The sequence below is a fragment of the Peribacillus sp. NPDC055009 genome, from assembly GCF_053608705.1.
The window spans coordinates 460,392-482,665 of sequence record NZ_JBSGVZ010000002.1 but is presented as its reverse complement, the minus strand read 5'-3'; the positions used below and the strand labels follow the sequence as shown (position 1 = coordinate 482,665).

Annotated in this window: 26 protein-coding genes, 1 tRNA gene and 1 riboswitch; of the genes, 24 read left to right on the top strand and 3 right to left on the bottom strand. The window is 43.2% G+C overall.

Translation table 11 applies throughout. The features are described from left to right. A partial coding sequence (locus ACWF5P_RS06150) for an acyltransferase family protein (protein ID WP_452444714.1) occupies positions 1–1,466 on the top strand: 1,466 nt, incomplete at its 5' end. Between the two features lie 177 nt (positions 1,467–1,643). On the opposite strand, the gene ACWF5P_RS06145 is transcribed toward ACWF5P_RS06150, so the two are convergent. Continuing rightward, positions 1,644–1,717, bottom strand: a tRNA-Arg gene (locus ACWF5P_RS06145). Positions 1,718–1,944: 227 nt separating this feature from the next. Here ACWF5P_RS06145 and ACWF5P_RS06140 point away from each other — a divergent pair. The 23 genes from ACWF5P_RS06140 to ACWF5P_RS06030 all read left to right on the top strand — a co-directional run bounded on the left by ACWF5P_RS06140 (position 1,945) and on the right by ACWF5P_RS06030 (position 20,936). Further along, positions 1,945–2,793 carry a polysaccharide deacetylase family protein gene (locus ACWF5P_RS06140; RefSeq protein WP_452444719.1) on the top strand — a complete coding sequence of 283 codons (849 nt, stop codon included), beginning with the start codon at positions 1,945–1,947 and terminating at the stop codon, positions 2,791–2,793. 86 nt (positions 2,794–2,879) lie between these two features. Next, a riboswitch (cobalamin riboswitch) is annotated at positions 2,880–3,054 on the top strand. 157 nt (positions 3,055–3,211) lie between these two features. Next, a complete protein-coding gene (locus tag ACWF5P_RS06135) occupies positions 3,212–4,183 on the top strand; it encodes a helical backbone metal receptor (protein ID WP_434168184.1) in 972 nt (323 codons plus the stop codon). Further along, a complete protein-coding gene (locus ACWF5P_RS06130; RefSeq protein ID WP_402943207.1) occupies positions 4,146–5,201 on the top strand; it encodes a FecCD family ABC transporter permease in 1,056 nt (351 codons plus the stop codon). The genes ACWF5P_RS06135 and ACWF5P_RS06130 overlap by 38 nt, the downstream gene beginning before the upstream one ends. 6 nt (positions 5,202–5,207) lie before the next feature. After that, positions 5,208–6,680, top strand: coding sequence for a heme ABC transporter ATP-binding protein (locus ACWF5P_RS06125; protein WP_434168183.1), 1,473 nt, complete (start codon positions 5,208–5,210; stop codon positions 6,678–6,680). After that, positions 6,677–7,642 carry an adenosylcobinamide-phosphate synthase CbiB gene (cbiB, locus tag ACWF5P_RS06120; RefSeq protein ID WP_434168182.1) on the top strand — a complete coding sequence of 322 codons (966 nt, stop codon included), beginning with the start codon at positions 6,677–6,679 and terminating at the stop codon, positions 7,640–7,642. The genes ACWF5P_RS06125 and cbiB overlap by 4 nt, the downstream gene beginning before the upstream one ends. Then, positions 7,617–8,690, top strand: a complete 1,074-nt coding sequence (gene cobD / locus ACWF5P_RS06115) for a threonine-phosphate decarboxylase CobD (protein ID WP_452444713.1) — start codon at positions 7,617–7,619, stop codon at positions 8,688–8,690. Before cbiB ends, cobD begins: the two co-directional genes overlap by 26 nt. Beyond that, a complete protein-coding gene (locus ACWF5P_RS06110) occupies positions 8,663–9,238 on the top strand; it encodes a bifunctional adenosylcobinamide kinase/adenosylcobinamide-phosphate guanylyltransferase (protein WP_434168180.1) in 576 nt (191 codons plus the stop codon). Before cobD ends, ACWF5P_RS06110 begins: the two co-directional genes overlap by 28 nt. Beyond that, complete coding sequence (gene cobS / locus ACWF5P_RS06105; RefSeq protein ID WP_434168179.1) at positions 9,235–10,026, top strand: adenosylcobinamide-GDP ribazoletransferase; 792 nt, start codon at positions 9,235–9,237, stop codon at positions 10,024–10,026. The genes ACWF5P_RS06110 and cobS overlap by 4 nt, the downstream gene beginning before the upstream one ends. After that, positions 9,984–10,601, top strand: a complete 618-nt coding sequence (locus ACWF5P_RS06100) for a histidine phosphatase family protein (protein ID WP_434168178.1) — start codon at positions 9,984–9,986, stop codon at positions 10,599–10,601. Before cobS ends, ACWF5P_RS06100 begins: the two co-directional genes overlap by 43 nt. Then, a complete protein-coding gene (locus ACWF5P_RS06095; protein WP_232782962.1) occupies positions 10,517–10,981 on the top strand; it encodes a bifunctional adenosylcobinamide kinase/adenosylcobinamide-phosphate guanylyltransferase in 465 nt (154 codons plus the stop codon). Before ACWF5P_RS06100 ends, ACWF5P_RS06095 begins: the two co-directional genes overlap by 85 nt. A 14-nt stretch (positions 10,982–10,995) precedes the next feature. Beyond that, on the top strand, positions 10,996–11,580 hold the full coding sequence (locus ACWF5P_RS06090) for a cob(I)yrinic acid a,c-diamide adenosyltransferase (RefSeq protein ID WP_101223890.1): 585 nt from the start codon (positions 10,996–10,998) through the stop codon (positions 11,578–11,580). Between the two features lie 2 nt (positions 11,581–11,582). Further along, a complete protein-coding gene (locus ACWF5P_RS06085) occupies positions 11,583–12,077 on the top strand; it encodes an ECF transporter S component (RefSeq protein WP_434168177.1) in 495 nt (164 codons plus the stop codon). Continuing rightward, positions 12,074–12,772 (top strand): ATP-binding protein, encoded by a 699-nt coding sequence (locus ACWF5P_RS06080; RefSeq protein ID WP_434168176.1) that lies wholly within the window; start codon positions 12,074–12,076, stop codon positions 12,770–12,772. The genes ACWF5P_RS06085 and ACWF5P_RS06080 overlap by 4 nt, the downstream gene beginning before the upstream one ends. A 7-nt stretch (positions 12,773–12,779) precedes the next feature. Continuing rightward, the gene (locus ACWF5P_RS06075) at positions 12,780–13,028 is read left to right on the top strand and encodes a GntT/GntP/DsdX family permease (RefSeq protein WP_434168175.1); all 249 of its coding nucleotides are present in this window, start codon (positions 12,780–12,782) and stop codon (positions 13,026–13,028) included. Between the two features lie 27 nt (positions 13,029–13,055). Continuing rightward, positions 13,056–13,184: a hypothetical protein gene (locus tag ACWF5P_RS06070; protein ID WP_434168174.1), complete on the top strand. Its 129-nt coding sequence runs from the start codon at positions 13,056–13,058 to the stop codon at positions 13,182–13,184. Then, positions 13,181–13,306, top strand: a complete 126-nt coding sequence (locus ACWF5P_RS06065; RefSeq protein ID WP_434168173.1) for a hypothetical protein — start codon at positions 13,181–13,183, stop codon at positions 13,304–13,306. Before ACWF5P_RS06070 ends, ACWF5P_RS06065 begins: the two co-directional genes overlap by 4 nt. Positions 13,307–13,496: 190 nt before the next feature. Beyond that, complete coding sequence (gene gntK, locus ACWF5P_RS06060) at positions 13,497–15,041, top strand: gluconokinase (protein ID WP_434168172.1); 1,545 nt, start codon at positions 13,497–13,499, stop codon at positions 15,039–15,041. Positions 15,042–15,138: 97 nt separating this feature from the next. Then, positions 15,139–15,615, top strand: a complete 477-nt coding sequence (ybaK, locus tag ACWF5P_RS06055; protein WP_434168171.1) for a Cys-tRNA(Pro) deacylase — start codon at positions 15,139–15,141, stop codon at positions 15,613–15,615. An 89-nt stretch (positions 15,616–15,704) separates the two neighbouring features. Next, a complete protein-coding gene (locus tag ACWF5P_RS06050) occupies positions 15,705–16,823 on the top strand; it encodes a PRK06851 family protein (RefSeq protein ID WP_101223883.1) in 1,119 nt (372 codons plus the stop codon). A gap of 166 nt (positions 16,824–16,989) precedes the next feature. Continuing rightward, positions 16,990–17,856, top strand: a complete 867-nt coding sequence (locus ACWF5P_RS06045) for a Cof-type HAD-IIB family hydrolase (RefSeq protein WP_434168170.1) — start codon at positions 16,990–16,992, stop codon at positions 17,854–17,856. A 27-nt stretch (positions 17,857–17,883) separates the two neighbouring features. After that, positions 17,884–18,972 carry a PQQ-dependent sugar dehydrogenase gene (locus ACWF5P_RS06040; RefSeq protein ID WP_434168169.1) on the top strand — a complete coding sequence of 363 codons (1,089 nt, stop codon included), beginning with the start codon at positions 17,884–17,886 and terminating at the stop codon, positions 18,970–18,972. A gap of 320 nt (positions 18,973–19,292) precedes the next feature. Continuing rightward, positions 19,293–19,712: a MarR family winged helix-turn-helix transcriptional regulator gene (locus ACWF5P_RS06035; RefSeq protein WP_053536927.1), complete on the top strand. Its 420-nt coding sequence runs from the start codon at positions 19,293–19,295 to the stop codon at positions 19,710–19,712. 18 nt (positions 19,713–19,730) lie between these two features. Beyond that, positions 19,731–20,936 (top strand): MFS transporter, encoded by a 1,206-nt coding sequence (locus tag ACWF5P_RS06030; protein WP_101223881.1) that lies wholly within the window; start codon positions 19,731–19,733, stop codon positions 20,934–20,936. Between the two features lie 150 nt (positions 20,937–21,086). On the opposite strand, the gene bshB2 is transcribed toward ACWF5P_RS06030, so the two are convergent. Together bshB2 and ACWF5P_RS06020 are read right to left on the bottom strand one after the other, a co-directional pair. Continuing rightward, the gene (gene bshB2 / locus ACWF5P_RS06025) at positions 21,087–21,752 is read right to left on the bottom strand and encodes a bacillithiol biosynthesis deacetylase BshB2 (RefSeq protein WP_101223880.1); all 666 of its coding nucleotides are present in this window, start codon (positions 21,750–21,752) and stop codon (positions 21,087–21,089) included. A 97-nt stretch (positions 21,753–21,849) separates the two neighbouring features. Next, positions 21,850–22,197: a YojF family protein gene (locus ACWF5P_RS06020; RefSeq protein WP_096339115.1), complete on the bottom strand. Its 348-nt coding sequence runs from the start codon at positions 22,195–22,197 to the stop codon at positions 21,850–21,852. Positions 22,198–22,274 lie beyond the last annotated feature (77 nt).

Genomic DNA, 22,274 nt, shown 5'->3' with positions numbered 1-22,274 from the left:
AAACATTAATTAATACGATTTTAGGAATATTATTTGTTTCTTCTTTTATATATTCCATATATTTAACCTCTGTCAATCAGCCATGGGCTTATTTCATAACGATGACACGTGTGTGGGAATTTGCTTTAGGCAGTTTGCTCTGTATCAATTTATCATCAATTAAGGTAAATAAATATATAGCAACAGTGATAGGGTGGCTTGGGTTAATCGGTTTAATTTTAACGGGAATAGTTTTCAATGTATCTGAAATGTTTCCGGGTTATATTGCCTTATGGCCAATGACCTGCGCATTATTCATTGTTTTGTCTGGTACACGCGATACAAAATATGGTGTCAAACGCTTTTTAGGTTCACCTGTAATGGTGAAGCTAGGTGGAATCGCTTTTGGTATCTACTTGTGGCATTGGGTATTATTGGAGTTCTATCGTTATAATGTCCAAGAAACTCCAGGATTCATCGTCGGAACTCTTATTATCATTTCATCAATTGCCCTTTCTTTTTTAATGACTCGATATATAGAAGAACCAATCCGAAGCTCAAAGGACAACAAATTCTCATTCAAGAGACTCGGGATAATGGGCAGTGTGAATGTACTCTTGATTGCATCGCTTTTAATTGGAGTATATATAGATAAAAATAGGCTGGAAAATAATATAAACGATAAAAATTATCCAGGAGCGTTAGCTGTAAAAAACCCTGATGATATACCTGATCAGGAACCAATTCCATCATATTCTGAAGTCTTTGATGATTTACCACAATCGCATTTGGACGGCAGTAACCAAGGGTTGAAGGAAAGTGACTTGAAAATTGGGGAATATGGCGAAACTGAAAATTACGATGCTACAATTGCCCTGATCGGCAGTTCCCATTCAGAGCATTGGTTAGGTGCCATTTTAGAAGCAACAAAAGATGATAATTATCGTGTATTGAATATGACTCGTTCAGGTACACGTTTTTCAACAGGTTATGCGGATGATGATTTGAAAGGTATCTGGGTCAATAATGTTCTCGATTATCTAAAGGATTCAGATGTAGATCTTGTCATTTCTCACGCCACAGCTTCTGATTCACCTAATAATAAAATACAACAACAAATGGTTGATCAGCTGCAGTATGTTAAAGATGAATATGGTATTGAAGTGTTAGCGGTTCGTGATGATCCAAGATATAGTTTTAATGTACTGGAATCATTAGAAACACATGGAATAGATGAAACAACAAAAAAAATGAATTCAGTAGATAATCAGAAAGACGAAAGCTTTTGGAGACAATTTGAAAAAGAGAATAAATCATTGCATAAAATTGACTTAACAGATTACTTTAAAGTGAACGGTAAATTTCAGCCCATTATTGGTAATGTTATAATTTACCGGGACAATAGGCATTTAACGAATACTTATTCTGAAAGTTTCGGACCTATTTTTGATGAAAAAATCAACGAGATAGGCTTAGATAGAAAGTAAGTATAGCTAAAGGGAGTTTTGTTTGGGTCTATTGGTTATCTGTATATAAAAAATCTGAGTTCTGTGTTTTACAGGGCTCGGATTTTTTTTATGAACTTGTTTAACCGCCCCATAAATCACAGAAAAAAACCCTGTTACTACGCGGAAGAACCGCATTGTAACAGGGTTTTTAGTTAGCGTCCCAGATAGGAATCGAACCTACGACCTACAGCTTAGGAGGCTGTCGCTCTATCCTGCTGAGCTACTGGGACATATAAAAAAGTCGACGACTTATTTATTATATTTCTTATAGGCAAACTTTTCAAGCTAATAGCACATACTTATGAAAAAAAATCCTCATAAATGCTTAACAGGTCACTAAGCTCTCGTCTTTCCCTTTTTTCATTTAATGGAATACTTTATTAATCACTAGTTTTCTGGTACTATTTTACTATAAAAAATTAGGAGAATGATAGTGGGGAAATATAGAGTGTTAAGGATGGTTGCATTGCTGGGGATTTTGATTTTACCTGCATGCTCACAAGAGATTTTAGAAGGTATAGGCACAAAGACAGCTGCACCGATTGCGGAAGATGACATCGAAGTGGTCGAAGCGGCGGATAATGGGGCAGGGCAGGAATTGGAGGGCCAGATCGATACGGGAGACTGGATAACGGCCGAGCCCGCCGTCCAGCTTCCAATCTTGATGTATCACAGCATTTCTGAAGGTAATCGCCTTCGGGTTCCAAGTGAGGAATTCCGGTCACAGATGGCTTGGCTTCGGGAGAATGGCTACTATACATTATCTCCTGAAGAGGCATTCCTCGTTTTAACCGAGAATCGGATGCCAAGTGAGAAGTGTGTCTGGCTTACTTTTGATGATGGCTATACAGATAACTTCACGGAGGCTTTCCCGATATTAAAAGAAAATGATATGAAAGCAACTGTCTTCATGATCGGGAAGTCCATTGATAAAGGTCATCACCTGACTGAAAATCAAATGATGGAGATGAGCAGGAATGGGATTTCGATCGAAAGCCATACTATCAACCATTTGGAGCTGAACCGCATGACGGCAGAGCAGCAAGAAGCTGAAATGGTCCAGTCTAAGAAGCTATTCGACCGTATTCTCGACCAGGACACGACAGTGCTTTCCTACCCGGTTGGCCGGTATAACGAAGAGACTCTCAGGCTGTCAGATGAAGCCGGATACAAGATGGCAGTCACTACCGAACCTGGGGGAGCTTCAAGGGAACAAGGGATGCATGCCTTGCATCGAGTTCGGATTTCACCCGGTTTATCAGTCGATGGGTTTGCTTCGTTGATTGAAAATGCTTCAAATCATTGAGTGTGGAAGGGTCATTTCGAACCTGTTCAGAAAAATCATATAATAATCGATTCTTACATGGTGTATAATGAAGGCAATGAAAATTATATACATATGAACGATTTGGTGTCGTAATGACTTAAAAGGGAAGCTGGTGAAATGCCAGCGCGGTCCCGCCACTGTATATGGGAGCTGACGGCTGTGTACCACTGTATGAAATATGGGAAGGTGCCGTTGACGATGACCATGAGCCAGGAGACCTGCCAAAATTCGTACACCTGTAACCTACGCGGATGGGAAGGTGTGTGGCAGACCCTAAGAAGTCCGTAATGATATTGTTGCCATACAAGCACCTTCCGTTTAACGGGAGGTGCTTTTTGTTTTGGGGCATCTTCCGGGATTATTGGGTGAAAGAAATTAAATAAAAAGATTGTGGGGAATGAAAATGAAGAAAATTTTTGGTCTGATATTGTTGATGTTGCTTACTGCAGGCATGATGGTCGGCTGCAGTGGAGCTACTGATGAAGGAAAAGAAAAGCAGCAAACGAAACATGCTCAACACGAAGCTTTCCCGATTACGATTAAAGATGCAACTGGGGAAAAAGTAACGATAGAAGAAAAACCGAAGAAAATCGTTTCGTTAATACCAAGTAATACGGAAGTGGTCTTTGCACTTGGGTTGGGTAAAAAGGTCATTGGTGTTTCCGATAATGATAATTACCCGGAAGAAACGAAAGAAATTGAAAAAGTTGGCGGAATGGAAATGAACACGGAGCTGATTGTCTCCATGAAGCCTGACCTTGTTCTTGCCCATGCATCAAGTGCCCATAATTCGAATGAGGGTTTACAGCAGCTTAAGGATGCTGGAATAGATGTCCTCGTAGTCAATGATGCACAAAGCTTTGACCAAGTCTATGAGTCTATTGAAATGATTGGACAGGCAACGGGTGAACATGACAAGGCAAACGAAATCGTTGCGGATATGAAAACGAAGCTTAAGGATATCGAGGAAAAGGCCAAATCCGTAAAGGAAGAGGATAGGAAGACCGTTTTAGTGGAAGTTTCGCCTTCACCGGAAATATACACACCGGGAAAAAATACTTTCATGAATGAGATGCTTACTATTATTTCAGCGGATAATGCTGCTGCTGACTTGGACGGTTGGGCAAAGATTGATGAAGAGTCGATGATTGCTGCAAATCCTGATGTCATCATTACAACTTATGGTTATTATACGAAAGATTCAGCAAATGAAGTGAAGGGCCGAAAAGGATGGCAAGACGTAAATGCTGTTAAGAATGGCCAAGTCTTTGATGTCCATTCTGACTTGGTGACCCGTTCCGGTCCACGCTTGATAGAGGGAGTAGAGGAACTTGCCAAATCAGTCTATCCGAACCAATTTAACAACTAAATGGACGTTTGCCTATTTGATTGCGTTTTTAATTTTGTTATTCGCAATGACGGTAGGCATTTCCTTTGGTTCGGTGTCAGTACCGATTCCCGTACTTTTACAAATAATCGGCAAGGAGATCTTTCATTTGCCGATTTCCGCTGATCCGGATGTGATGCTGACGAATATCGTGATGAACATCCGCTTGCCGCGTGTGTTGCTTGCGGGGTTGGTCGGGGCATCGCTGGCGATTGCGGGTGCGGCATTTCAGGGGCTGCTCCGGAACCCGCTCGCTGATCCTTACACATTAGGTATTTCATCAGGAGCATCGGTCGGCGCCGTATTGACAATATTCTTGAATATATCACTGCCGTTCATCGGTTTATACACTCTTCCGGCATTGAGCATTTTATGCTCAGTGCTCACGATGCTCTGCGTATTGACTTTTGCAAAAAAAATGGATCGATCGATGAAAGTGGAAACGATCATTTTAACGGGAATCATTTTCAGTTCGTTTTTAAGTGCCTTCATTTCATTGATGATTGCGCTGACGGGTGATGAATTAAGACAAATCATCGGCTGGCTGATGGGAAGCGTTTCAATGCGCGGATGGAATTATATTGCAATCATTTTGCCGTTTTTTATCATTGGTTCGTTGATCTTGATCATGAATACAAGCGAATTGAATGCGATGACTTTCGGGGAAGACCGGGCAAAACACTTAGGTGTGAATGTTAAGCGGCGGAAAATGTGGATCTTGATAGCCGGTTCGACATTGACAGGGGCAGCGGTAGCCGTTTCAGGGGCGATTGGCTTTGTAGGATTGGTCATTCCTCATTTTGTCCGAAAGATATGGGGACCTGATCATAAACATTTGCTTCCGCTGTCATTGCTGATAGGAAGCGGATTTTTAATTTTGGCAGACTTTGTAGCACGGACGGTCATTGCCCCATCGGAACTGCCGATCGGGGTGATCACCTCACTTATCGGGGCACCTGCATTTGCGCTGATTTTATTAAAGAGACGGAGAGAAGGGTAAAAACGAATGCTTGAAGTTAAAGGGTTAACAGGTGGATATGACAACAAAGCTGTTTTGGACTCTGTCTCTTTTGATGTACATAAAGGAGAATTATTCGGGATTCTTGGTCCTAATGGCAGCGGAAAAACGACGCTCTTAGGTATGCTTAGCGGGGTGCTCGATTATAAGGGCGGAAGCGTACGGATAAGAGGTAGGGATTTGAAGGATTATTCGTCAAAACAACTTGCACAGGTCATTGCTGTGCTCCCTCAACATTCCTCATTAGCTTTCTCCTATACAGTAAAAGAGACGGTCTCGCTTGGGCGATATGCCCATCAATCAGGTTGGTTCCATAGTTGGTCCGCAGATGATGAAGCGATTGTCCAACGGGTTATGGAACAAACGGGCGTAGCCGATTTTCAGGATCTGCATTTTGAACGATTATCAGGAGGGGAGAGGCAGCGGGTCCTGCTGGCACAGGCACTTGCCCAAGAACCCGAAATCCTTTTTTTGGATGAACCTACGAATCACTTGGATCTTTCCTATCAAAAAGACCTTCTTGATTTAATGAGGAAAATGGCAAAAGAGCAGAACTTGACCGTTATTTCAATTTTCCATGACCTGAATTTGGCTGGGTTATATTGTGATCGGCTGATGTTGCTTGAGAAAGGGAAAATTCAGGTTGTTGATGTGCCGAATGAAGTGCTTCAACAGGAACGGATTCAGGGTGTATATCATACGACGATCGAAAAACATCCACATCCCGCCCTTCCGAAACCGCAGATGTTCATCGTTCCGGAAAAGCATGGCCATGATACTATTCCATTGGAAATTGATGAATCCTATCTGACAGTCGGACCTGAGATGATTCAATTGGATTCGCCGATCCCGCTTAGAACGATGTCTTCCGGAGTGACTGGTTCGGGGACGGGCTGGCATAAATATTTTGTGAATAGGCACGTACATCATGGCTATGACTGCGAGGATCATCATGTTGAAATGGCCGAGTATTTAAAGGCTCATGGTTTTGAACCTCAGGAGACGGTAGGGATGATGACAGCTGTCTTTCTCGATACGGTTGCTTTCAAGCTTTTAAGAGCTGAAGATTTCTCTGTTTTCATTATCGTGACGGCTGGTGTAGGAAATGCCATCGACGCTTCTTTAGCTGACCGGCATTCTTGGAGTTCCGCTCCGGGAACGATAAATACATGGATATTCGTAAATGGACATTTGGCAGAAGAGGCTTTCATCCACAGTATAGTTACTGCTACCGAGGCAAAAGTAAAAGCCCTTCATGATTTGCATGTACTGGATAAGGTGACAAATACATGTGCAACAGGAACGTCGACTGACAGCATTTTAATCGCGGCTGCTCAAAGAGGGGCAAAGCTTCAATATGCAGGCACCATTACTCCGTTAGGGAAGCTGATCAGTCGCGGTGTATATGATTGTACAGTGGAAGCCTTAACGAATAATCGGAAACGGATTGAGGAATTATGATTTATCATCATCTTTTTGCGGTTACGCTGGCGTTCTTCCTTGATTTATTAATTGGAGATCCGCCAAGTTGGCCGCATCCAGTCAAATGGATAGGAACGATGATTAGCAAGTTGGATCTGGCATTCAATAAAGGGGCATATAAGAAACGGAAAGGACTCTTCATGTTGATCATCGTCCTAACGGCGGTGTTATTGATTACAGGTCTTACCGTCTATTTGGCTTATCTAATCCATCCGCTTGCAGGTATCCTTTGGGAAGCTGTGGTCATTTCTACTACGATAGCTCAGAAGGGCTTGAAGCAAGCTGGGATGGATGTTTGCCTTCCGCTTAATGAACGCGATTTTCCTGAAGCGAGGCTAAAGCTTTCCTATATCGTTGGCCGTGATACGGCTGATCTTGATGAACCCGAAATCGTCAGGGGCACCGTGGAAACTGTAGCGGAAAATACCAGTGATGGGATTACAGCGCCATTATTTTGGGCAGCTATCGGCGGTGCGCCGCTCGCTATGGTGTATAGGGCGATTAATACATGCGATTCCATGGTAGGGTACAAAAATGATAAATATGGGCAATTCGGCTGGGCTTCAGCCAAGCTCGATGATATCGTGAATTGGATTCCCAGCCGCCTCACCGGTTTCCTGATGTTACTGAGCTCAAAGTCCCGCTATCATGGATTTGGTGCTAGATGGAAGATATTATTCAATGACGCAAAAAAACATCCAAGCCCGAATAGCGGGTGGTGTGAAGCAGGCGTTGCTGCCATTTTGGGAATACAGCTTGGTGGCCGGAATATGTACAAAGGAATTGTTTCCGACCGTGCGAGGATGGGAGTTCCGCTTGTTCGATTGGAAGCAAAACATATACCACAAACGATTACCATCATGCATCGGTCATCTTTTCTATTTCTGCTGATGCTATGGCTAGGGGGACTTATTCTTGACATTACCTTCTCATGGCTCTAATCCTCATTATCTTTATGAAGCGCTGGAAATCGAAATGCCTGAATCGGTTCTCGACTTCAGTGCTAACATCAACCCATTGGGTCCGCCTTTACGCATAAAGGAACAGTGGTTTGGGTTTTTCGAAGGAATCCTTCAATATCCAGACCCGCATGCCATTGAACTGACAAAGTCCATTGCAAAAAAAGAAGCACTTCCTGAGCATTCCGTTTTGATGGGGAACGGTGGTGCTGAAATCATCATGCTGGTAGCGAACGGATTAGCCAATCAAAGGGTGCTAATCATTCAGCCGGCATTTGCGGAATATGCTGAAGCTTGTTTGGCAGCAGGATGTAAGGTCGATTTTCACCAGCTTGATGCTCCTGGGTGGCAATTGGACTTGGAACGATTGATTCCCCGATTACCCGAATATGCTGCCATTTTCTTATGTACGCCTAATAATCCGACGGGTGTTTCATTTAAGCGGGATGCAGTTAGGGAATTGATCATTGAATGCCAAAAAGCGGATTGCCTGGTTGTATTGGATGAGGCTTTTTATGATTTCACGGAAGATGCCTTTAGTTATGCTTCTTTAATCAATGCATTTCCACATTTACTCATACTAAGATCAATGACTAAAATCTTTGCAATCCCCGGTTTGAGACTAGGCTATTTGCTTGCGTCACCTGACATCATAAAACGGGTAAGAAATTATAAACCGCATTGGAGCGTTAACCACGTGGCGCTTGAAGTGGGGAAAATCTGTCTTGCGGAAGAAGCCTATATGAGAAAAACAAGAGACTATATTGCCTGGCAAAAGCAAAAACTATTCCGGTTTTATGAGGAGCAAGGGTTGAATGTCTCCGCTAGCACAGTCAATTTTTATTTGGTGAAGGATGAATCTCTATCCCTTTTCCCCTTTTTGCTGAAAAAAGGAATCGTACCGCGCCATACCAATAATTTTCCGGGTTTGGACGGAGTGTGGCTTCGGTTTGCAGTGAAGAGTGAACATGATAACGAAGCACTGATGGAGGGGGTAAGACAGTGGAGAAAGCAAGGCTCTGTTTTATAACCGGGGGTGTCCGTTCAGGAAAAAGCAGCTTCGCAGAAAGAAAAGCCTTGGAGTATGCACTCCAGATGGATGGGAACTTGCATTACCTCGCCTGTGGCCGAGTCAGTGACGCTGAGATGGGTGAACGCATCCTTAGGCACCGGAAAGATAGGGAAAGCAGCCCGATTGCGTGGAAGACCTCCGAATACGCAACGGATATTACAAGAATAGAGGCGGATATTGATCAGGATTCCATAATTCTGCTCGATTGTCTGACAACCCTGCTTGATAACGAGCTATTCGGCCCTGGCCTTCCGCTTGAAGAAGAATTCTTAAATAGCGTTTTTTCAAAAATAATAACCGGAATCAATGAGATTAGAAAACAATCCAATTGTTTAATTGTCGTGAGCAATGAATTGGTGCAGGAGCCGATTTTCCAGGATGATTTCCTCCATTTATACGGAAAAACACTGGGCCTGCTTCATCAAACGATCGTCGAGCAGGCCGATGAAGCCTATCTTGTCGAAGCGGGAATTCCATTGCGGAAGAAAGGGTGCATGCAGGAATGAGCGGAGTGGTCGGATTTTTAATTAACCTGCAGTTCTTTACGGTCTTTCCAATAAAGAAGCAGCTTCCGATGGAGAAGAAATATATTCACCGTGCCATTCAAACCTTTCCATTAGTAGGTCTTTTGCTAGGCTTGATATTGGGCGGTGTTTTGTATGCACTAGTGGAATGGACCCCATTGTCATCGCTTGCGATTGCCTTTTTCCTCTGGTTTTTGACGATGGCATTAACGGGTGGTTTGCATCTTGATGGCTGGATCGATGCAAGTGATGCTTTTTTTTCCTATCAGGATAAAGAGCGGCGTTTGGAAATCATGAAGGATTCCAGGACAGGTGCCTTCGGTGTCATCTCCGTCATAGTCCTATTGGCCGCCCGGTTTCTATTTATGTATGAAATTGTCGAAAGGGTAAATGAATGGACATACTTCTTGATCATAGCCCTTCCGCTCTTAAGTAAATGTGTGATGGGTTATTTACTCATCCGGATGCCGCTGGCTAAAAAGGAGGGGCTCGGCGCTTTTTTTCAAAGTGCAGTAACGAAAAGCAGTTTGCCCATTTATTGGCTATATCTCCTTGTAAGTCTGGCGATTGCCTGGACAATCGATTTTAAGCTTGTCACCTTATTTTTCATCATGTGCCTGGCTGCAATGATTTTCCTGGTTTATATAAAACGTAAAGTCATCAGTTGGTTCGGTGGGATAACGGGGGATGTGCTGGGGGCGTCCGTGGAAGGGGTTGAGCTTTGGTTATGGCTGATATTGTGGCTATTACACTACTTCGCCATGGGCTGACAGTAGCAAATGAGCGAAGGGCCTATTTAGGCTGGACGGATTCTCCATTAAGTACCGAAGGAGAAAAGGAAATATTGGACTTAAGGGGTTCTTACCCACAGTATGAAAAAATTCACAGCAGCGATTTGCCCCGCTGTGTGGAAACTGCACGACTTCTGTTTCCAGATGCAGTTCCGGTCAAAAACCCTTCGTTCCGTGAGATGAACTTCGGCTATTGGGAAGGACGGACGTATCATGAGTTGAAGGCAGATGGAGATTATCTTAATTGGCTGGAACGTCCCATGGAGGCACTGGTGCCTGGGGGTGAAAGTTATCCGGCATTTTCCGAGCGTGTTAATAAGGGCTGGAACGAATTGATTGCCTGTAAGGAGAGCCGGTTTGCCATTTTGACGCATGGAGGGGTAATCCGTGATTTATTGGTTCGCTATGCCCCGCAGGAGAAGTCTTTTTTTGATTGGAGGATTTCCCATGGCAGGGGATATGAGCTGATATGGGAAGACCGGAACAGCTTAAGGAGGGGAGAACGCTGCACTTTGTTACAGGAGGCGCCTATAATGGCAAAACTAAATGGGTAAAGCAATTGTATGGTTTGGAAAATGATGTCCTTTGGCTATCCGGTTATCGAAAAGAAGAGCCGGAAATGATTGATTTTCAAGGCAAGACTGTTGTATTGCAAGGGTTGGATGCATGGATTCAACAAGATGCAGAAAAGATGGATTCTAATTCGATTCGAAAAAAATGGAAGGAAATCATGGCTGATTGGCGAATATGGGAGAAAGAAAGAGATGACCGTAACTGCATTGTGATCGGTTCAGATATCACCAAAGGCATAGTGCCGATGGAAGCAAGAGATCGCAGATGGCGCGATGCCTGCGGATGGGTCTTTCAAGATGTAGCATCCATATCAAGGCGCGTTGATATCATTTGGTATGGAATTGACCAGCGAATAAAGTAGAGGAGGTAATTGGGATGAAAATTTATACACGTACAGGGGATAAGGGCCAAACAAGCGTAATCGGAGGTCGGCTTGACAAGGATGACATCCGTGTCGAGTCTTATGGTACGGTTGATGAAGTTAATAGCTATATCGGTCTAGCGGTGACAGAATTGGATCCAGCGATATTTAAGGATATACTGGCCGACCTAGAGAAAATCCAGCATGAGTTGTTTGACTGCGGCGGTGATTTGGCAACCGTTTCCGAGAAGGCCCCACAAAAGCTGACGGATGAGGCCATTACCTATTTGGAAGAACGGATAGATGCCTTCATACTTGAAGCGCCGGAATTGGAAAAGTTTATCCTGCCTGGCGGCTCAAAAGCGGCTGCAACCATTCATATTGCCCGAACCGTTACAAGAAGGGCAGAACGATTGGTCGTTTCATTGATCAAGTCGGGTGCGGCTGTTTCACCATTATCACTTCAATATTTAAATCGTTTGTCGGATTACTTCTTTGCTGTTGCACGTGTGATCAATTTCCGTGTTGGTGTGAAAGATGTGGAATATATCCGCAGCGCAAATGTGTTCCGTGGAGGGAAAAGAAAGGAAAAAGAGTAAACATGGACGTAAGAAAAATTAGTGCAACCGCTATATTCATTGCCTTATCGGCAGTAGGGGCAATTATTAAAATCCCTTCACCGATAGGGAGCATCGCTTTGGATAGTTTTCCGGCCCTTTTGGCTGCTGTCATACTTGGCCCGGTATCGGGGGCTATAGTAGCTGGGCTTGGTCATATCATTTCAGCGTTCATCGGCGGCATGCCGCTTGGGCCATTCCACTTTTTGATCATGGTCGAAATGGCAGTCCTGGTATGGATGTTTGGCATTTTATATATACACGGAAAAAAAGTAGGCGCATTTTTCCTCTTCTTTATCGGTAATGCCTTCGTTTTAGCCCTGCCTTTCGCATTTCTGATCAGCCCTGGTTTTTACACGTTATTGGTTCCGGGATTAACGGCAGCGACTGCGGTAAATGTAGTATTGGCTGCCCTTTTACTGCCACGCTTGGAGCCTGTTTTGAAAAAGATGCTTTATAAAGATGGATTCGTAGAATGAGTGATTCGTTGATTTTGCCATTTTCAGAATCAGATTCATTGATTGTTTCTAGTGATAATAGCGGCGGTATCGGGCTGAAGGAAAAGGACCTTGTCCATGTCCCTTATGAGGTGGTTGGCTATTATTCCTTTCGGGTTGCCGTCATGGAGTGTTTGGGAGTTGGCGGAAGACCCGTATCCGTCGTTCTAAATAATTTCTGCGGTGATGAAGCCTGGGGGGACTTGACCAGGGGTGTCAAAAAGGGGCTGGGTGAATTGGGAATGGAGGACCTTCCGATTACTGGCAGCACAGAAAGTAATATGCCGCTTCTTCAATCAGCACTTGGTCTTATGGTGATTGGTAAGCGAGTGAACGAACGTGTTAAAAAGCAGCATCCTTCACGGAAAATCGCTTTGATCGGCAGGCCGCTCGTTGGAGAAGAAGTAATGGAACAGCAAGATTGGGTCGCGCCATTATCTTTATATAAAAGCCTATGTGAAATGGAAGACGTTCAGGCACTTCCGGTCGGCTCAAAAGGGATAGCATATGAATGGAAGCACCTGGATCAAAGTGGTGATGGTGTTTCTGTGCATATAAGTGATAAAGTCGATATCGAAAAATCATCAGGACCATCCACCTGCTTCCTCATTGCCTATCCTGAACATATGGAGAAAGAAATCAAGCACATATCCGGTCCTCTTTTCATTGGAGAATGATGTTCTCATGACTGAATCAGGCATCGAGTTTAGTTCTCAAATGAACGGGTTCGATGCTTTTTTCATTAAGATCTTACTTTTATTGATTGTTAGCCATAACAATGGTTTGCTCTTGATCGTTATCATAGCCAAGGCGAAATGGTCCCCACTTATTGCGTTACTTCTCGCTTCCATCATTTTAGGGATTATCGCAGGTATGGATATTCCGGATGTTGCAGATGCTGTTCAGATAGGGATAGGTAATACTCTTCGTTAGTTGGCACTCATTTTCGGTTTAGGTAACATGCTTGGAAAGATGATGGCAATGCCGGTCTTTTTATTGTTGATCGAGGCTTTTGGTGCTTTGTTTGCAGAAGATTCATATGAATTGCTTGGAATGCCTTCATTGGAAAGGCAATCATCGCCCCCATGATTTCTGTGGCATTAGGATGCGCTAGAGGTTTTAATAAAGAAGAACTAATCCAATTCATGTCCGCCTGCCTCGTCCCAACTGCGTCCATCATCTTGGTTATCGGGGCGTGCAGAGCATTTTAAATTGTATTGATCACGAGCGGGGTGGATGAAGCTGTTGCAGCTTATGATCCATGTCGCTAAAGATTTAGTTTGACAGGCGCACAAATGTTAAAGTCTTGTACGGTTATGGAAACGATTATATCAGTCGTTTCACTTATCCTAATCTTACTATTGAATTCAATTGTTTAAGAGAAAGGAGCATGTTGTAAATATGGGGCATTCAGGTTATATGATGGGGATAGATATTGGTACGACGAGTACGAAGGTTGTTCTTTTTTCAAAAGGGGGGGAGGTTGTCCAATCTTGTTCGAGGGGATATCCTCTACACAGTCCAACCCCTTCCGTGGCGGAACAAGATCCCGAAGAAATTTATAAAGCGGTCATCATTGCTATAGGCGAGGTTATGATTGCAAGCGGGATAGAAAAGCAAGAACTGGGCTTGATATCGTTCAGTTCGGCGATGCATAGCTTGATCGCCATGGGTAAAGACGGCAGACCGCTGACAAATAGCATTACATGGGCTGATAATCGAAGTGTTGCCTATGCGAAGAAACTGAAGGCTTCGGAACAGGGGATGCAATTGTATCACAGGACCGGAACACCCATTCACCCGATGTCCCCAATCACGAAAATAATGTGGTTAAAAAATGAGCATCCCGGGATTTTTAACGAAACGGACAAATTTATAGGAATTAAAGAATACATCATCTATAAATTTTTCAATGAGTATGTGATGGATTATTCACTCGCTTCTGCAACGGGCATGTTCAACATGAATGACCTGAAGTGGGATGAAGAGGCACTCACCATTGCTGGAATTGGGGCTGAAAAGCTGCCGGTGCTTGTCCCTACAACGCATATCCTCTCAGGCATAAGTGAGGAATTAGCTGCAAAAATGAATATTCAGGCTGGTACCCCGTTTGTGATTGGCGCGAGTGATGGTGTGCTTGCCAACTTAGGGCAAAACGCAATCAAGCCAGGCGTTCTGGCAGTGACAATCGGAACGAGCGGTGCGGTAAGGACCGTCAGTGACCGACCGCTTACCGATCCGAAAGGCAGGACATTCTGCTATGCCCTTACTGAGAATCATTGGGTAATCGGCGGACCGGTCAACAATGGGGGAATCACCTTCCGATGGGCACGCGATCAATTGGGCCGTGTGGAAATCGAAAAAGCGAAGGCTTCGGGACAGGACTCCTATGAGATTCTGACGGATATGGCTTCCAATATTGCACCTGGTTCTGATGGGTTGATATTCCATCCGTATATGGCAGGGGAACGGGCACCATTATGGAGTGCCGATGCAAGGGGCTCCTTCTTCGGACTGGCGCTTCATCACACTCGTGACCATATGGTCCGGGCAGTGCTGGAGGGCGTGATGTATAACTTGTACAGTGTCCTTCTTGCTGTTAAGGAATTGACGGGTGCCCCCGAGAAGATCCATGCAAGCGGCGGATTTGTCCGCTCAAAGCTCTGGCGCCAAATCATGGCTGACATATTCAATCAAAACGTGACAATTCCTGAAAGCTTCGAGAGTTCAAGCTTAGGTGCAGCCGTTCTTGGATTATATGCTTTAGGCGAAATCCAAAGCCTTGATGAGGTTGAAGGTATGGTTGGTGAAACGAATGAACTTATCCCGATCGAAGAGAACGTTAAAGTATATGAAGAATTAATGTCGATTTATTTATCCGTGAGCAGGCAATTGGAAGGCGACTACAAGAGAATCGCTGATTTCCAAAGACGTCATTTAGAATGATCTTTAGGGAAAGCACAGATGCATCAGGCACTGTGCTTTTCTTTTTGCCTGGTAATTAAAATGGTAAGATGGAAGAAAACGATAAGGGGAATTTTCAATGGGAGCCAGTAAAACGAATGCAATGCGAATTCTTGATAACAAACGTATAGAGTATGGCATGATGAGTTATGATGCCCGCGACGGAAAAATCGATGGGATCACTGTTGCGGACAAAATTGGAAAAGCGCCAGAAACCGTTTTTAAAACGCTTGTTACCCATAACGGACCGCAGCAGCTTTACGTATTTGTCATTCCTGTAGCCACCGAACTGGACTTGAAAAAAGCAGCGAAGGCCGCAGGTGCAAAAAAAATTGAAATGCTTGCGGTTAAAGATCTGCAAAAATACACAGGGTACATTCGGGGAGGCTGTTCCCCGATCGGAATGAAAAAGCAATACCCGACCTTTATTGACGAAAGTGCAGTAAACCTGCCTGAAATCATCGTAAGCGGAGGAAAGATCGGTACACAGATCGTGTTAAAACCGTCAGAATTCCTGGAGGTCACACAAGCGGAATCTGCTGCCCTAATAAAATAGACTGTTAACCTGTAGGCATTCACCTATTAGTTCATTTCTGCATACGCTGTCTTGAAGATCACATCTGTATTGTGAGGGAGAGTGTGAAAGTGACAGGAAAAGAGATGCATTATTTCGCAGGAGGCAATACGGCTAAAGGTTTTTATAGTTTATATGATTCCAATTTGGCAGGTTTGGAAAGATTGTTCATTTTAAAAGGCGGACCTGGTTCCGGTAAATCGACCATTATGAAAAAAATCGGCCAAGAATGGCTGGATAAAGACTATGACATCGAGTATTTACATTGTTCGTCCGATAATGATTCCATTGATGGAGTGATCATTCCCGCTTTGAAAATCGGACTCGTGGATGGGACCGCGCCGCATGTGATTGAGCCGAAGGCACCTGGGGCCATTGAGGAATATGTCAATCTAGGGGCTGCCTGGAATTCCCAGCAGCTGGCTTCTGAAAGAGCGGCCATCATTAGATTGACGAATGCGAGAAGCAAGAGTTTCGAGAAGGCATATGCCCTATTTGCTGAAGCATTGAAGATACATGATGAATGGGAAGACATTTATAAAGCAAATATTGATTTCGCTAAATTGAATGGGTTGACCAATAAATTGATAGAAGGCTTTTATAGAGATATAACCCTTAATAAGAAGTCGGATGTTCGTCACCGATTCTTAGGGGCAGCTACACCAAAAGGTGCAGTTGATTTCATCCCCAATATTACTGAGGGAATACAAAAACGGTACTTTTTAAAGGGTCGTCCAGGTTCCGGTAAATCAACGATGCTGAAGAAGATTGCAAAGGCTGCGGAGCAAAGGGGCTTTGATGTGGAAGTATATCATTGCGGATTCGATCCTCATAGCTTGGACATGGTAATCGTCCGGGAGGTAGGGATCGCCATTTTTGACAGCACATCACCGCATGAATATTTCCCGAGTTGTGAAGGTGATGAAATCATAGATATATATAAAACAGCTATCCTGCCTGGAACAGATGAAATTTATGCCGATCAGATAAAGGATGTTTCCACCAGGTACCGGACAAAAATGAATGAAGCGACAGCAAATCTGGCTAAGGCGAAAGAGCTGCATGACGAACTTGAAAAGATTTATGTAAAAGCAATGGACTTTACAGCCATCGATGACATTCAAAGAGACATCCAAGAACAGATCATTGAACGGGCACAAGATGTCGATAGCCAAACGATTCTGCATTAAGAAAACAAACTGCACCTATTTTAATTAGGTGCAGTTTATTTATATACATAAGACGATTTTTTAACGACGGAAGTCACACAAGAATAGATACGGGTTTGTTAAACGTGTTTATCCACGTCCTTTCGGTTAAAATAGGGATTATATTGAAAAAAAGGAGCCGGTTGAATTGATAAAGACGATTGCGATTGATATGGACGGAACATTGTTAAACAAAATGCAAAAGGTCAGTGAGGAAAATAAACACGCTATCCAGAGGGCGCAAAGTGAGGGAGTGGAAGTGATCATTGCTACTGGAAGATCTTATGTGGAAGCAAGGTTCGCTTTAGATGAAGCAGGCATCGTATGCCCTGTCATTTGTGTAAATGGTGCTGCGCTCTTCACGGAGGATGGAAATATTGCCGCTTCCAATCCAATGTCAGCTGCCACTGCTAAAATGGTCGCTGGATTCCTCGAAGAACAAGGGATTTATTTCGAAATATATACGAGTCAGGGAATTTATTCTAAAGACTATGAAAACGCAATATCTGTTTTGGTTGATGTATTCGTTACAGCCAATCCGGACATTGACCCTGAGAATATGCGGAAATATGCGGAGGAGCGTTTACAGCTTGGACAGGTAACTTCCATTTCCGATTATTCCGAGTTATTCAGCCGTTCGAATGAGGAATATTATAAAATTCTCAGCTTCTCAAAGGATTTAAATTTATTAAATGAAATTGCTTCGAAATTGGAAGGACAGGGAGTTACAGTCACTTCATCGGGACGTGAAAATGTGGAAATCATGAGTGAAACAGCTCAAAAAGGTACGGCACTTGAAACATATGTGAATGGAAAATCCGGATCGATGCAGGAAACGATGGCTATTGGGGATAATTATAATGATGTATCCATGTTTGAACGGGTAGGTTTGTCAGTCGCAATGGGAAATGCCCCGTTCGAAATAAAAAAACTGTGTGATGAAGTAACAGGCAAGAATGATGAATCCGGTGTAGCGGAGGCCATTTTAAAGGTACTTAAACAGTCAGCCTATTAAACTCATGAATCGAAGGGAGAAAGACTTTTGAAAAAATTGCTCTTATTTTTCCTTATGGCTGCATTGATTTTAACTGGTTGTAACATGAATGATGATGACACTGAAACCGAGCCGAATCCTGACAAGGAAGTGACGGGCACTTTAGGCGAAGATCCGGATGTGCTGGTAACGAACTTGCATGCCCCATGGTCGATTCAGAAGAATGGGGACACAATGTATGTTTCGGAGCGGACAGGAACTATCGTTGAATGGGACAAGGGTAAGATGACACGGCAAAAGGTCAACCTAAAAAAGACATTGTCGTCAAAAGCGGAAGCTGGGTTGCTTGGATTTTTATTAGCTCCCGATTTCTCTAAGAGAGGTAAAGCTTTCGCTTATTATACGTATGAAGAAGGCGGGAATCCCATCAATCGAATCGTCATTTTAGAAAAAAATGATGATGAGTGGCAGGAGATGGAAACCTTAATCGACGGAATACCAAGCGGGGACTTCCACCATGGCGGCAGGATCAAGATTGGTCCGGATGATAAGCTATATGTAACGACAGGTGATGCAAGAAGGGCTGAGATCGCACAGGACACAGATTCTTTAGGCGGGAAAATTCTGCGCATGAACCTGGATGGCACCATTCCGAACGATAATCCTTTCGCGAATTCATACGTCTATTCATACGGTCACCGCAATCCACAAGGCCTTGCTTGGGATGAAGCAGGACAGTTGTATGAAAGTGAGCATGGAGATTCGGCTCACGATGAATTAAATAAAATTGATCCGGGTAAGAACTATGGCTGGCCTGAGATACAGGGCGATGAGCAAAAAGCTGATATGGTAAAACCATTGATTCATTCCGGTGAAAATACATGGGCTCCTTCTGGCATGGCCTATTTTGACGGAAAGCTCTATTTTGCAGCCTTAAGGGGCGAAGCGCTTAAAAGTTATGATGTAAAAAGCGGAAAACTGACTAATATCATTACTGGCTCAGGAAGGATACGCGATGTATTCGTTGATGAAAAATTTCTTTATTTCATAAGCAACAATACGGACGGCCGAGGAAATCCTGATGAAAAGGATGATAAGCTTTATCGTTTGCCGCTATCTCAGTTAAATATGCCTTGATGTAATCAACCAGGAGAAAAGAAGCATATAAAAGGAAACCTCGCTAATAGCGGGGTTTCCTTTTTGGTTTATGTCCTATAAAATCACGAGTGAAAGCGCGAAACTCATGAGTAAAAGCCCCAAATTCACGAGTATTTCCTCCAAACTCTCAAATAATAGCCCCAACCTCCTGAAAAGAGGTTTTTTCTTGTTGTGTAGGAAGTGATGGAGAAGCTTAGGGAACAGTGTGTCTACGATTATTTTCGTTCCTCCGAAGGCTAGACATTTTTACTGAATAGGTGTATAGTTACCTAGGTAACTACTTTACAGGAGGAATACCTTTGTCCTTTCAAAATGGTTTTTTTCATCATAACTTACAATTTTCAAGGTCATTTACGAAAAAGTTAAATGAACAATTGGCCAAGGTTGATCTTTATCATTCCCAATGGTCGATTGTATATTATCTGAGTCAGTTCGGCTGTTCTACGCTTGTTGAAATAAGCACTTATTTAGATGTGGAGAAACCGACGGTAACCAGGACGGTAAACCGATTGGAAGAACTTGAGTTGATTGAACAAGTTCCTGGAAAAGATAAACGGGAACGGAGAATACAGTTAACGGAGTCAGGTTTAAGGACTTATCAAGAGGCCAAAAAGGTAGTTGAGGAATTTGAACTTCAATTAATGAGCGGTTTGGCTGAAGAAGACCGGGAGGCAACGTTACGAACGTTGATTTTCCTGAAGGAAAAATTAAAACAATAGTAAGGAAGAAGGATTGAAATGAATCAAAAACCGAAATTGTGGACGAAAGACTTTCTGATTGTTTCGTCTGCGAACTTTTTTCTATTTTTAACTTTTTATGTCTTGATGGTGACATTGACCATTTATACGATGGATAATTTTCATGCTTCGCAAGCACAAGCAGGGCTTGCTTCAAGTATCTTTGTTCTCGGTGCTGTGCTTGTCAGACCGATTGCAGGGAAAAAAATTGACAAGATCGGCCGCAGAAAGATGTTGCTTGGCTCGTTGGTGCTATTCCTGATTGCGTCCATTGGCTATTTCCTGGTGAATGGTTTATCCCTATTATTGATCGATCGGCTTATTCACGGTTTTGCTTTTGGCCTTGCCACTACGGCAACTGGAACGATTGCTGCAGATATCATTCCGAATGAAAGACGCGGGGAAGGCACAGGTTACTTTGCCATGAGTACAAACTTGGCAATGGCTTTCGGTCCGTTTATTGGATTGCTGATAACACAGCATTTCAGTTATTCCATCATTTTCTATGCAGCCTCTTTATTTGCCGCGTTTTCTTTAGTTGCATCGTTATTCATGAATGTGCCTGAAGGGGAAAAGGTCGGAGCTTCACCACAAAAAGGATTTAAAATCAGTGATTACTTTGAAAAAAGGGCACTTCCCATTGCCGTTTTTATCGGATTTGCCGGATTTACCTATTCGAGCATCTTGTCCTATTTAACGTCTTTTGCAAAGGAAATGGATTTAATGGATGCGGCGAGCTTTTTCTTTGTCGTATTTGCTGTTTTCCTTTTGGCGTCCCGTCCGTTTACAGGCCGGATGTTTGATGTGAAGGGGGAAAATGCAGTTATTTACCCATCGCTCTTGCTATTTGCCATCGGTATGGTCATCCTGAGCCAATCCCATCATGGTATCACGCTCCTGATTGCCGGCGCCTTTATCGGAGTGGGATATGGTACGTTCCAATCAAGCAGTCAAGCGATTTCCATCAAGGAAGCCCCCTCAAATCGGATGGGATTAGCCACATCTACATTTTTTACAATGTATGACTTCGGTATTGGTGTGGGCCCATTCCTATTGGGATTCCTTATTCCATATACAGGGTTCAAAGGGTTATTCATAGGAATGTCTATCTTTGCGTTCATACTTATTGGCATTTATTACTTGGCGCATGGAAAAAAAGCCTCGGCAAGAGTGAAAATGCAGCATGAGGAACGCTTGTCTGCTTAATTTTTTGAATATGATTGTATAAAATGAAGAATTTTGGGGATGCTTATATTATGATTGATTTTCCAAAGTATCCCCCTTTTCTCCGCCTGTATCCCACAGGCGTTTTTTTTTATGCCATAAACAAAGAAAACCGCCATATTGGCGGTTTCTTTAAAACTTATAGGTCCATAATCTTTCTTTGCGAATCCAGTCTAGAAAATCGGCATCCTGATTTTCGAATTTTTCTTTCCAATCGATCACCATTGCCTGAGTTTGCGAACGGTGGGCAGTGAATGTGGCTACCTTTTTTTCTTCGACGGCAGAGATATCATGAATGATGTCAGGTTGCCCTAATTCGTCAATGCAGTTATTCGAGAAGGCGACACAATGAAGTTTAGGCCTCTCTTTCGCTTCCATTCTTTCAACGGCCCGCACCACAGCCCGTGCTGTCGCTTCATGGTCAGGATGGACACTGTATCCTGGGTAAAACGTAATGATCAATGAAGGATTCAATTCATTGATGGCATCGGTAAATAATGAAGTCAGCTTTTCATCATCTTCGAATTCAATTGTCTTATCACGCAATCCAAGCATGCGTAAATCTTGGATTCCAATCGCATTTGCTGCATCGATTAATTCCTTTTTACGAATTTTAGGGAGCGATTCCCTTGTTGCAAATGGAGGGTTTCCTAAATTACGTCCCATTTCTCCTAAAGTTAAGCATAAATAGGTGACAGGAGTGCCCGCTTCTCTATGAAGGGCAAGCGTTCCGGAGACCGAGAAGGCTTCATCATCGGGATGTGGGAATATAACTAATACATGGCGTTCTTTTTCCAAGGTATATTTCTCCTTCCGTTCTACTTACAGTGAGTATGGTTATCGGTAAATGGGAGTTTTCATCGGAATTATATGATATATTTCAAGCAAGTTGCCATCATTCAAAAGGAGTGGGACTGAGCTGCATGGAGACAGCAAGCTTTCCGGAAAAATCAAGGCCTGCCAATAGCAACCTTCCTTGTTCATCCATTTCGAAGTGGTTAACGCCTTCTGCATATACCCAGCCAATATTGAGCTTCAAGCCGATGCGGTAGGGTCCATCCCCAACTATCTTCCCATGTTCATACTGTATAAGAGCATTACGAATATAAGCGCCTGCCGAAAAGAAAGCTTCATCTACATGAGTGGCATAGGCACCATTTGTCGTTTCAAGGTGAAGATATACATCTTGTCCTGCGAAAGAATCAATGGCATTTTGCACCTCTGTACGGTCTATAGGTTTCATACTATAATTTCCTCCTTAACTGGGCGGCTAGATAAGCTTTTCCTTCTTTCTATTTTACTAAATAAAAACGAAAAAAG